This is a genomic window from Mesorhizobium sp. M7D.F.Ca.US.004.03.1.1, from assembly GCF_003998635.1.
Lineage (GTDB): Bacteria > Pseudomonadota > Alphaproteobacteria > Rhizobiales > Rhizobiaceae > Mesorhizobium > Mesorhizobium loti.
In genome coordinates, this window is sequence record NZ_RZQG01000095.1 from 1 (window position 1) to 11,572 (window position 11,572).

Annotated in this window: 8 protein-coding genes, 1 tRNA gene and 1 pseudogene; 3 read left to right on the forward strand and 7 right to left on the reverse strand. The window is 59.0% G+C overall.

Annotated features, from left to right (window positions below):
* A pseudogene (obgE, locus tag EN935_RS08610) lies at positions 1 to 406 on the reverse strand (GTPase ObgE); the annotation flags it as partial.
* 134 nt (positions 407 to 540) lie between these two features.
* Between obgE and EN935_RS08615 the strand changes: the two are divergent.
* Positions 541 to 1,410: an endonuclease/exonuclease/phosphatase family protein gene (locus EN935_RS08615; protein ID WP_127264651.1), complete on the forward strand. Its 870-nt coding sequence runs from the start codon at positions 541 to 543 to the stop codon at positions 1,408 to 1,410.
* Positions 1,411 to 1,626: 216 nt separating this feature from the next.
* Here the strand turns inward: EN935_RS08615 and EN935_RS08620 are convergent, their stop codons facing one another.
* The 3 genes from EN935_RS08620 to EN935_RS08630 form a co-directional block, all read right to left on the reverse strand.
* On the reverse strand, positions 1,627 to 2,214 hold the full coding sequence (locus EN935_RS08620; RefSeq protein WP_127264650.1) for a GNAT family protein: 588 nt from the start codon (positions 2,212 to 2,214) through the stop codon (positions 1,627 to 1,629).
* A gap of 118 nt (positions 2,215 to 2,332) precedes the next feature.
* Positions 2,333 to 2,602 (reverse strand): 50S ribosomal protein L27, encoded by a 270-nt coding sequence (rpmA, locus tag EN935_RS08625; protein WP_027031700.1) that lies wholly within the window; start codon positions 2,600 to 2,602, stop codon positions 2,333 to 2,335.
* Between the two features lie 98 nt (positions 2,603 to 2,700).
* Complete coding sequence (locus EN935_RS08630) at positions 2,701 to 3,384, reverse strand: 50S ribosomal protein L21 (RefSeq protein ID WP_127264649.1); 684 nt, start codon at positions 3,382 to 3,384, stop codon at positions 2,701 to 2,703.
* A 402-nt stretch (positions 3,385 to 3,786) separates the two neighbouring features.
* On the opposite strand from EN935_RS08630, the gene EN935_RS08635 reads away from it, so the two are divergent.
* Both EN935_RS08635 and EN935_RS08640 read left to right on the forward strand, forming a co-directional pair.
* Positions 3,787 to 3,876, forward strand: a tRNA-Ser gene (locus tag EN935_RS08635).
* A 114-nt stretch (positions 3,877 to 3,990) separates the two neighbouring features.
* The gene (locus EN935_RS08640) at positions 3,991 to 5,313 is read left to right on the forward strand and encodes an integrase (protein WP_063169217.1); all 1,323 of its coding nucleotides are present in this window, start codon (positions 3,991 to 3,993) and stop codon (positions 5,311 to 5,313) included.
* A gap of 1,453 nt (positions 5,314 to 6,766) precedes the next feature.
* On the opposite strand, the gene EN935_RS08645 is transcribed toward EN935_RS08640, so the two are convergent.
* From EN935_RS08645 to EN935_RS08655, 3 genes are all read right to left on the reverse strand, one after another.
* Positions 6,767 to 8,668: an EAL domain-containing protein gene (locus EN935_RS08645; RefSeq protein WP_082826564.1), complete on the reverse strand. Its 1,902-nt coding sequence runs from the start codon at positions 8,666 to 8,668 to the stop codon at positions 6,767 to 6,769.
* A gap of 175 nt (positions 8,669 to 8,843) precedes the next feature.
* Positions 8,844 to 10,025, reverse strand: a complete 1,182-nt coding sequence (gene ubiM, locus EN935_RS08650; protein WP_024502870.1) for a 5-demethoxyubiquinol-8 5-hydroxylase UbiM — start codon at positions 10,023 to 10,025, stop codon at positions 8,844 to 8,846.
* Between the two features lie 280 nt (positions 10,026 to 10,305).
* Positions 10,306 to 10,923: a hypothetical protein gene (locus EN935_RS08655; RefSeq protein ID WP_063169219.1), complete on the reverse strand. Its 618-nt coding sequence runs from the start codon at positions 10,921 to 10,923 to the stop codon at positions 10,306 to 10,308.
* Between the last annotated feature and the right edge of the window lie 649 nt (positions 10,924 to 11,572).

The window sequence follows — 11,572 nt, forward strand, 5'->3', positions numbered from 1 at the left end:
GGTTGGTCGAGGTCTTGAAATGCTGGTTGCCGAAGCCGCCATTGCCGCCCTTGGCCAGGAGAAACCGCTGGCCGACCACGGTCAGGTCGCAAATCAGCGTCTCGTTGTCTTCTTCGAACCCCTGCGTTCCCGCCGGCACTTTCAGCGTGACGTCGGCGCCCTTGGCGCCGGTCATGTTGCGGCCCATGCCATGGACGCCGGTCTTGGCCTTGAAATGCTGCTGGTAGCGGTAGTCGATCAGCGTGTTCAGGCCGTTGACCGCTTCCAGCCAGACATCGCCGCCACGGCCGCCATCGCCGCCGTCCGGCCCGCCGAACTCGATGAATTTTTCGCGCCGGAACGATACCGAACCGGCGCCACCGTCACCGGAGCGGATGTAGACCTTGGCTTGATCGAGAAATTTCATTGGATTGTACAGTTTCTACTAGTGGCCTTGCGGCATTGCTCTAAACCTTGGGCCTTGCTCTAAACCAAGGCGCGGCGAAGGGCGAGGCCGTTTTGTGACAATGGCCGTGTGGGGTTGGCCGGAGAGACGTCGGAATGAAGCTTGTAACCTACAACATCCAGTACGGCATCGGCCTCGATGGGCAATACGATGTCGGGCGCATCACTGATGCCGTGCGCGGCGCCGACGTGATCGCTCTGCAGGAGGTGACCCGCAACAATCCCAGGAATGGCGGCCGCGACATGGTCGCCGAGATCGGCGAGGCACTGCCCGACTATTTCGCCGTCTATGGCAGCAATTTCGAGGCCAACATCGGCTCCCACATCGAAAACGGCCGCGCCATCACGAAAACCTTCCAGCTCGGCAACATGATGCTGTCGAAGACCCCCATTCATTTGTCGCGCAACCTGCTTTTGCCGCGCAGCCGCAGCTTCGAGATGATGAACTTCCAGCGTGGCGCGCTGGAAGCGCTGATCGAGACGCCGCTTGGTTTCATCCGCTTCTATTCCATCCATCTCGATCACCGCAGCCCCGTCGAACGCGCCAGCCAGATCCAGTTCCTGCGCCAGCGCATGCTGAACTATGCGCTCGAAGGCGGCGCGCTGTCCGGCGTCGCCGAGATCGGCCTGCCGGAATTGCCGCATCCCGAAGCCTTTGTCGGCATGGGCGATTTCAACATGCTGGCCGGATCACCCGAATATGTCGAACTCGCCGGCCGGCCGGACCACGAATTCGGCATGCCGCTGACCGCCGACTTTGCCGTCGATGCCGCCTTGCGCCTGAACGCCACCGGCGACGATCTCATCAGCTGGGTCGACCCGAAACAACCCACTGACCCCAGCCGCCACAAGCGCATCGACTATATCTTCACCAGTGCCTCGCTTGCCAAATCCCTGCAGCGCCTGTGGGTCGACCGAAAGGCAGTCGGGTCGGACCATCTTCCAGTGTGGGTCGAACTGGGTTGACCTTAAGCCGCCAACCCAATCGCGTTATGAGAAAGGCCCCCTCATCCGGCCGCTGCGCGGCCACCTTCTCCCCGATGGGGAGAAGAGGCTGGCATCAACGCTGGCGACCTCCTCTCCCCCTCGGGGAGAGGTCGGATTGCCCCGAATTACCCTTTGCAATTCGGTTGGCAATCCGGGTGACGGGGCCTTCGTTCAGGCGCGCCCCCAGGGCACACATCAAAAATGCACCCAGTTCCGCAGGCTGGTCCAGGTCTTCCTGTCGAGCCGGTAGCGCTCGACCGGCACCTGGCCGGCGACGATCGAATTCAGCATGCCCTGGCCGGCATACTGGAAGCCGCATTTGTGGATGACGCGGCGCGAGGCCGGATTGATGACCCGCGTCGAGGCATGCAGCACCTGGATCGACGTCCTCTGGAAGGCGAGATCGACCAGCGCATGCGCTGCTTCGGTCGCATAGCCCTTCTTCCAGTAGGGCTCGCCGATCCAGTAGCCGAGCTCCAGCCCGCGATCGGTGGTGTTGAGACCGGCGCAGCCGACGAAGGTGTCGGTGCCGGCCAGCGTCAAGGCATAGGCGATGCCGGCCCGGCGCGACTTGGTCATGGCCAGGAAAGAGCGCGCCTCGGCCTCGCCATAGGGGTGCGGCATGCGGGCCAGCATTTCGGCGACATGGCGGTTGTCGGCAAGCTCGACCAGTTGCGCGATATCGCCCTCGTGTGGCGCCCGCATCACCAGCCGCTCGGTGACCAGCACCGGGCAGTCTATCGCGTAACTTTCGTCTTCTGAGTCTTCCGCTTCGGCAACCATTTGAAGTCCTCCAGGCACAAGAAAAAGGGGAGATGGAAACCCATCTCCCCTGATCCTTTTCCTGGTTTTGCCAGACACCGGTCCCGAGATGGGCGCCGGTGTTCTAGTGCGGAACCGGCTACTCCGCGGCTTTGGTAATCGGGTTGACCGATACGTAGGTTCGGCCGTTGGCTTTTTTATTGAAGGTCACGGCGCCAGATTCGAGCGCAAAAAGGGTATGATCCGTGCCGATACCGACATTGACGCCGGGATGCCACGTGGTGCCGCGTTGACGAATGATGATGTTGCCCGGGATGACGGCTTCGCCGCCGAACTTCTTCACGCCCAGACGCTTGGAATGCGAGTCGCGACCGTTGCGCGACGAGCCGCCAGCTTTCTTGTGTGCCATCTAACTAACTCCGTTGCGCCGCAAGGCGCCTAAAAGGCCTTATGAACGCGTTCGCGTTCCGTTTCAAGTCCGATCCGGCGAGCTAATCGCCAGAAAAATTACTTCGCCGCCAATTCCTTGGCCTGCTCGCGCCAGTCCTTGATCTGGTCGGCGCTGAAGGGCATGTGCTCGTCGATCTTGGCGACATCCTTGTCGGTCAGCTTGGCGAGCTGAGCGAAGGTGATGATGCCCTGCTCGTTGAGATCCTTGGCTGCGACCGGGCCGATGCCCTTGATCACGGTCAAATCGTCCGGCTCACCCTTCGGCGCCTTGAACAGCGGCGCTGCCGCGGTCTCGGCTGCCTTTGCCTCGGCTGCCTTGGCCTTGGGCTCCTTCTTCGGCGCGGCTTCCGCCTTCGCCTCGGTGGCGGCCTCTGCCTTGGCTTCCTTCTTCGGCGCCTTGACCGCTGCCGTCTTCGTCGGCTTGGCACCACCCAGCAGGATCTCGGAGATCCGCACGGTGGTCAAAAGCTGGCGATGGCCGATCTTGCGGCGCGAATTCTGCCGACGGCGCTTCTTGAAGGCGATGACGGTGCGGTTCTTGCCCTGCTCGACGACTTCGGCGGTGACCACCGCGCCGTCGACGAACGGCGCGCCGAACATGACATTCTCGCCCTCGCCATGCGCGAGAACATGGCCGATCTCGACCATATCGCCGACATTGGCTTCGACTTTTTCGATCTTCAGGAGATCGTTGGCGGCAACGCGATACTGCTTGCCACCCGTTTTAATGACTGCGAACATTTTTTGCCTTTCGCTGTTCGGTCGGCCTTGATGAACCGCCTCTGGCGGTTCAGCCGTCTTTTTGTCAGTCTGCGGGTTCAAAAAACAAGCGGCGCGGAAGAACCCTCCACGCCGATTGCGCGCTGTCCCTAACCGAAGGTTGAGTGCGAGTCAAGGCAAACAGCCACGCCGAGACTGTTATTGGCCGGCAAGCAGCGGCCGTGTCGACAGCACCGCACCGCGCTGTCGTCGTGGAGGCAAGGATGCGTGGCAGGTCGGCAATCCGCCTCGGTCTCCCCGCACCAGACTCGCTATGAATCCGCCGCTTGCCGGGCAAGCCAAATAACTCACGGATTGGCCTTGTAACCTGCCCGTTCAGCCGTTATCTAGTGCGCCGCGCCGGCAACGGCCGACCATGACCGCGGAGAGGTGGCAGAGTGGTCGAATGCACCGCACTCGAAATGCGGCATGGGTGCAAGCCCATCGGGGGTTCGAATCCCTCCCTCTCCGCCATTTAGCTTCCATAAAAATCCTTTCCTTTCAAAAGCTTCCTTGTTGCGCTTGACCAGCACGAAGCGAAACATATCTTAGACTGTGTAACAAACTGTGTAACATTAGAGAAAGATAATGCGACGTTCCGCAGCGCCAAAGCCGCATAAACGTGAAGGCATCTGGTATCTCGTCCGCAGGGTGCCGAAGGAATTCGCGGCGTTTGATCGCCGCTGCCTAGTACGCATTTCCACGGGCGTCGCCGTGGCTGACGATCCCCGCGGTGTACGGGCGCGAGATGCAGTGCAAAGCCTCGGCGCGGGGCTGGAGGCGTATTGGCGTAGACTGCGGGAAGGCCAATCCGCCGAGGCGGGGCTGCGTTTCGAAGCCGCGAGGAAGCGCGCGCGGTCATTTGGATTGGCCTATCGCACTAACGAGGAACTAGCAGCGGGGCCGCTCGACGAACTCATGGCCCGTATCAAGCTGCTCCTCGACAAAAAATCGATCGAGGACGCGCAGGACGTCTCGGCCGTCATGGGTGGGGAGAAGCGGCCAGCGGTCCGCCTGAGCGGTCTTATCAAGGAATTCGAGACGATCGAGCAACAGAACTTGCTGACCATGTCGCCCAACCAAATCAAGAAATGGCGTAACCCCAAAAAGCGCGCAGTTGCCAATCTGGTTGGAGTCATTGGCGACAAGGAGATCGCAAGCCTCACTCGGGACGACGCAATCGCGTTCCGCGAGTGGTGGCAAAAGCGGATCGTTGAGGATGGACTTGATATCGGTACGGCCAACAAGGACATCGGCCATGTTTCGAAAATGCTGCGCGTCGTCGATCTGACTCACCAGCTCAAGCTGGAGCCGGTTTTTCGAAACCTGCGTCTTTCCGGCGCCGTCCCCGGGCAACGCGCTGCGTTCACAGCGGAGTTCATTCAGGAGAAGATACTCGCTGAAGGCGCGCTCGACGGACTCAATGACGAAGCCCGCCATCTAATCTATGTGATTGCCGATACCGGACTCAGGCTTTCTGAAGCGGCAAACCTCACCACCGAAACAATCCACCTCGATCGAGAAATCCCGCATGTGCGGGTGCGCCCCAATGGCCGTCGCTTGAAGACCGGTCATTCAGCCCGTGACATTCCCTTGGTTGGCGGCGCACTTGCAGCCATCAAGCTCCATCCGGACGGCTTTCCTCGTTATCGCGACAAGGCCGCGTCACTTTCAGCGCTCGTCAACAAGGTGCTCGCCAGCAAGGAACTTCTGCCGACTTCCGAGCATAGTCTTTATAGCCTGCGACACACTTTCGAGGACCGGCTGACGGCAGTTGAGGCGCCGGAGAAGGTAATTGCTTCTCTGATGGGCCACAAATGGATCCGGCCCAAATACGGCGCGGGACCTTCGTTAGCGCAAAAGCGCGAGTGGCTCCAAAAAATCGCTTTTACCCCGCCCGGGCGAATGTGATTGCGGCGCCATCCAGGCCTTGAGAACCAACCTCACGGCTCCAGCTGTCCGAGCCATTTAGGTTGAGCGTGGCCAGCACGCGCTGCGCTCGCTCGCGATTTCCGAGCTTCCGCCGCATTTGTTCGACCTCGTATTCCAGCCTTTCGAAGGTCGGTATATAGGCATCTCCATGCCGGATGACCAAGTAGGCGGCAACAGCTAGACACCATTCTAGCTCCGTGGCCGATGGATCGGAAAAAGGGGCGACGCCATACCAAGACGAGCAACGCCTCTCGAGGGCTTCCGAACTAGGCAAACGGCCAGCATGTGGCATGGGAAAGAAACCTATGCCTGATCGACGAACCTAAAGTGCTCACGAAGCTTGACCGGTACGCGGGCCATCGGAGGGTTCTGCCTAAAACCGCCAAAAATTTTGAAACACCCATTCATCCGGCTCGAATTCAAAGGGATCGGCGATTTTTGGGTTATGGCTTGCAAGCATAGTTCAGCCCAGACAAGAACGCCTGATATCTTGTCGTGCACTGTCACCCTGCCAAATATGGTGCCGGCGACAACGGCAGTTTGGCGAGCAGAAGAATTCCCGAGACTGAGACGTTCTACGGCTTGGCCCATGTTCGCGCTCCTCCTCGATTGGAGACAGGATGGGCCATATGGAAGCGAATAAAAGGAGGTTGGTGACGAGTCTCGGTAGTGGAGTAGAAACGGGTGGAAAAGCTTGCGCTATTCGCCATCGGCGCCGCTAAGCGCATTTGAGAGAAGGGGCAGCGATCGCCAAGAGATGACGTCCGATCGCAAGCCGGCTAGAAATGCGACAGTGACGCGCCTTTTTTGGCACGACCTTAGCACCCGATCGGGCCTCAGCTGGTCGTCGTTGCGCAGCCGATCGGGTGCGATTTTTATAAAGCTCTCTTGGCTTTAGCTTTGAGAGCCCGTCATCGAGACAAATGCAAGGGAACGGTCCGCCCCCTGGGGACATTCGACATGCCGTGGCAGCTTCCTATGGTGAGCCAGCGCATTCCGATACACGTTTTCCGCGCTCTACCGTTGCTCCAGCACCTGTGCTGAGGCTGAGCGCTTGATCAGGACCCGACCGCTGCTGTTGCGGGATGGTGACTGGGTTGAGGTCGCGAAGACCTTGACCGCGGGTACGTTGTTCATCCCGATGAGCGCTGAGCCGAGAAGCAGCCAAGAACGCTTCCCGTAATCGAATCCTACGGGAACCGCGAAACCAGCGTCCAAAGGACGCAATTCTCCGACGTCGTTCACTCAAGCTCATCTCGCAACTTGAACGCTTGTATGAAGCCGCTGCATGTGCGCCGGTGGACCGGATTGCTGCTATCCAAACCACGTGCTCAGTTTCGCCCCCGTAATAACTCTACCGTCCGAAACGGCTTTCGCGCGTCAGGTCCACCCCACATGAAAGTTCCGCGAGCAGCACGGACGGAGAGGCCGGTCACAACTCCTTCGCGTGCTCTTTTACTACCGAATCAAGTGCCAAATGGAGAGGCACTGCCTTAGAGAACAGGAAGCCCTGCGCGGTTCTGCAGCCAAGCTTGTACAGAGTTTGCCGATCTGCCTCTGTTTCAACGCCCTCGGCCATGACCTCGATCCCGAGCGTCCTACCAAGATCAATCACCGCTTTGACAAGCAGCCGATTCTCCCGGGACTTGGCTAAGCCGCGAACGAAGCCCTGATCTATTTTCACCTTCCTGATCCGACTGTCCTTGAGCGATGCCAACGTCGAAAAACCGGTGCCGAAGTCATCGAGCGCGATAGAAATGCCAGCATGTGAAAGCCGGGCGAGCTTTTCATCCACTCTGTCCGGATCCACTGGGGCTTCTTCGGTAATCTCGATGTCGAACATCGTTGCAGGGAGGTCTTTTGCCGCCAGACCATTAAGAATCATCTCGTCAATATCGCCAGCTTCCAACTCGCACGGTGAAACATTCATCGCCACACGAACATCACGACGGTCAGCTTTGACCAAGCCCTCGATAAGAGCGCAACAGTCGGCGAATACCGTTTGAGTTAGCAGCTGAAGCATTCCAGTTTCGCGTGCCGCTGTCATGATCTCGGGCGGAGAAATGGGACCGTGAAGCGGGTGAGACCATCTTAGCAAGGCTTCAAAACTGACGACGGCTTCAGTTTCGAGTCTTACGATTGGCTGAAACCAAGCGACCAAGCTTCTCATCGTTATCGCCGAATGAAGATCGCGTTCGATTGACTGGCGGCGTTGCAACTCCCGGGCTAGCTCGGCATCGAACAGACAAAATTCATTCCTGCCGCGGCGCTTAGCTGTGTAAAGGGCGATGTCGGCCCGCAACAACATTTCCGTTAGTCCGGGGTTTTCAGCCAAGTAGATTCCTATAGACGCTCCAATGCGGACTGATGCGATCCCAGGATAGGGGCGAGCAAGCTTGGCTATGAGATTGGACGCGAGATTGGTGGGAGAAGGAGAATTCTTTCGCGAAGAAAAAACCAGCACGAATTCATCCCCACCGATGCGGGCGAGCGTTGAGCCCTCCGGTGCTTCTTCCTCTATTCGGCGGGCGATCCTGGCAAGCAGCTCGTCACCCGTTCTGTGACCGTAGGTATCGTTGACAGATTTGAACCCGTCCAGATCAATCAGCATGGCCACAAAGGGTCCATCGGTGTTCTCAAACTGATCGATTGCATGTTCGAGGCCCCGCCTGTTGAGGAGCGCGGTAAGATGGTCCTCCCTGGAATTGCGCTCCATTTCCGCGGCAAGCCGCTCGGCTTGATGTCTCAGGCGGCTCGCGTCACGGAAGCGCGCTTGTCCAACGAACGAGGATCGAACCAGGCCGCCCTCGAAAAGCAGGACGGCAAAAGCCAGAATGTAGTTTTCCGGGGCTCCCTTCGTCAGCAAACATGCGGCGGCAATGAGGAGTGGCGGTGTGATGAAGCATATCGCTGCCGCAGCATATGAGCTGCCGTACGTGACCGCGCCAGCTGAAATGCCCGCCAGAATTATTAGATGCAGCGATGCTTGAGACGTCGTGTATCCAGCCGTTAGGACGGCAAGGAATGACCAGGTGAATCCCGCCAGAAGAGCAAGCCTGCCAAACCAGCGAAGCCGCAGCCAAACCCGTGTCAGATCATCCTGGACTCCGGGTTCCTTCAGCTGATGACGGGCGAGTGCAAGGCGGGCGGCATTTATCGCATTAACGACCGAAAACCAGGCCGCGCCAGCAAGACCGTTCCCGGAAAGGGCCTGCACGGTCAAAATCAGCCCGGACAGCACAATGCTTATCGGCATTGAGACGAAAAGGCCTGCCCTCAGATCAGCGAGCTGGTCCTGAAGGATTCTCGCCTCCAGCGGATCTTCTTTTTCCAAGGCTGGACGGGTCAGCTTGCTTACTCCTGCTTGTCCGCAGCCTATGCAGCCCCCCTGAAGGACGGGTTAATTCTTCAATCGGAGATCAGCGTCGGGGAGCAGGATTACTCCGGTGCATCATGCACTCTCTCATCGCTCGCCCAGCACGCGCAAAAATGCGACTGCTGGTGCAGTATCACCGCTGGAGCTCCGCCGAAATCCCATGCCGGACAAGGGGAACATGTTGGGCAAAGCGAAGCCCCAGATGCCTTGCAAGCCGTGCCGCCAGGTGGTCTCTGGAGTAGAGTCCAACCAATATGTTCGTTGCATGGTAGAGCGGCGCCGCCGACAGGCGCAGCCGCCTTTCGTATATATGCAGCATGTCGGGGTCGCCAACATTGCGGCCGTCGCGGCACGCAGTCATGATTCCACGGGCGAGTTGCTTCTGGCTGCTGAGACCGATGTTGAATCCGTGAGCGGTCACCGGGTGCATGCCGATGGCAGCGTCGCCGATGAGTGCGGCGCTCGGCGCCCGGAATTTGTGCGCCCAGGTCGTGACCAGCGGATAGGTGTGGCGCTTGCTTGCCAAGGTCATTTTTCCAAGGCGCCCTCGACACCGTTTCGTCAACTCCGACAGGAACAAATCATCATCGAAGGCAAGCAGTCTATAGGCCTCGTTTGAGCGCAATGTGAGCAGCAGCGACGACATGCCCTCCGCGAGGGGCAATATCGCTATCGTCTGATGGTGATCGAACCATTCGATGGCGATCTGGTGGTGGGCGCGCTCGTGCCTCACTCGGCAAATCAGCATCGAGTGGCCAAGCCGGTTGATATCGGCGCCGATGCCTAGCAGATCACGCGTGGCGGACAAACGCGAATCCGCGGCAACAACCAGCCGAGCAGTTAAACGCGCGCCATTAGAGAGCGTTACGACTGCTCCTTCTTGGCTGTTTGTTGCATCGACGACCGAGTGGCCGCACAACAGCCGGGCGCGATCCTGCAAGCGGACGATTTTGAACAGCGCCTCGCGGATCCGGCAATTTGGAACCAAAACCCCCAGCGGTTCTCCAGAGTTGCTGGGAGGATCGAAACGAAGAGCGAATGCGCTCGAGCCGTTGAGCACGCGCGCGCCTTGAAGTGCTGATTTGTCCGAAGCCGGGATGACATCCCAGGCGCCGAGCTCGCGAAGGGTTCTGATCGAAGCGTTGGTCAGCGCGATTTCGCGACCATCGAAAGCCGGATTCGCCAGACTATCGAATGTGTTCTGTTCAACAACTGCCACCTTGAGTTCGCTTTGGGCAAGCGACGCAGCGAACGAAAGGCCGACCGGGCCGGCTCCAACGACAACGATGTCAAAATTATCGTCAGAGCCCATCAGCGTGCCGCCATCCGGTCGCCTATCCTCGTGTAACGGTGGAACTGAGCCGAGTGACATGAGCTCCGTGCCCGCCGCATTGCCTAAAGGCGCTGGGCCGGGAGATTCGCATCGATCGGCAACGAAGCACTCAAAGCGCTCAGAGGTGGATGCGGCTAACCGATCCCGCCCTTTCGCCGCGCAGCCGCGCAGATCGCCGCCAGCAAGCGAGACACTCGCGACGCTGGTCAGCGACGGCCGCGCCGCATCGATCGCCACATTCCACCTGGAACCCTTGCGCATACTACTCACGCTCCACGACGTCGAAGCGGGCTCTCTTGCGAGGGTGAGGGTATCGAACGTAGCGCTCTCTCTCGTCATCCCAGCCAAGGTAGCGGAAACTTTTATCCACGACCGCGCATATCTCATCAAGAACCTGCTGCATGGCTTCGATGTCGATGTCCTTGCAATTCAGTCGCCGATAGAGCAAAGCCCACGCGGCGACATAGTCGTCGAAATAGCGCGCGTCACTCGAACCAATGATCAACTTCGGACGGTTGATCGATTTCGAAAACGCACGTCCCAACCCCGATGATGCTCCGCAGCACGTTGACATCACGAGGATCTTCGGCGCTGGATGCGAGCCCTGGAACATTTTTACGAAGTCAGCCCAAAGAAGGCCACTTCGCCCACTGGACGAAGCGATCCCGTCACCATTGCCGTGCCCGGCGATGTGAAGCACGTCGCACTCCGCCTCCATCGCTCGTACTACAGCCTCACCAAATTTCGTTCGGTTCAACGCCATTTGGAGCTCCGCGCGGATGTTGACAGCCTTTAACAAGTGCTGCACGATCGGTCCCTCTTGCCTGTCGGCGAAGTAGTCATTTGCATTGTGGCAGTCGATGATGTGTACGGTGTTCATGGTACTCCAGCCGCTTGTTCGTTCATCGTCGTGACGAGCGGACACCACGCGCGCGGAACCGCGTGACGTGCGCTGGGTTCCGGTACCGTCGCATAGCCTCAAGGCGCGGGCCGGGAATCGGGATGGATCGGCAACGACGCACACAACCCATCAAAGGCGAAAGCTGTTGATCGGCCCCCTGTCCGCGCAAGCCACGCGGATGGTCAGCCAGCAAGCGAGATACACACGACGCCGGTCAGCTAATGGCTGCGCCGTAAGCACAAGGCATGGCCGACCACACGACAGAAAACCCAGAACCGTGAAGGTGCTGATAATGACGACCAATCTTTCCGTAAGTCATGCATTTCTCCGTCGAAGACTGGTCAATAGACCACGCCGATGAGTATGACCCTGATCTGGATCAGCCAGACATGACCAATCGGCACTGGCGGTTCACGGTCAGGTGATCGACCGTGACGTTCCACTTTGGAACCCGTGCGCACATTGCCAAGCTCTCGTCCGGCCACGCGAGGTACTCTCGTGGCATCACACGCCTCATACTGGGTGCAATGGGAGGCAGTCCTTCGCACGACAGAGGCTTTTCACAAATGTAGTGTGCAGCTTAGGTCAAGATGGTCATGGAGCATGGAGCATGGAGCATGGAGCATGG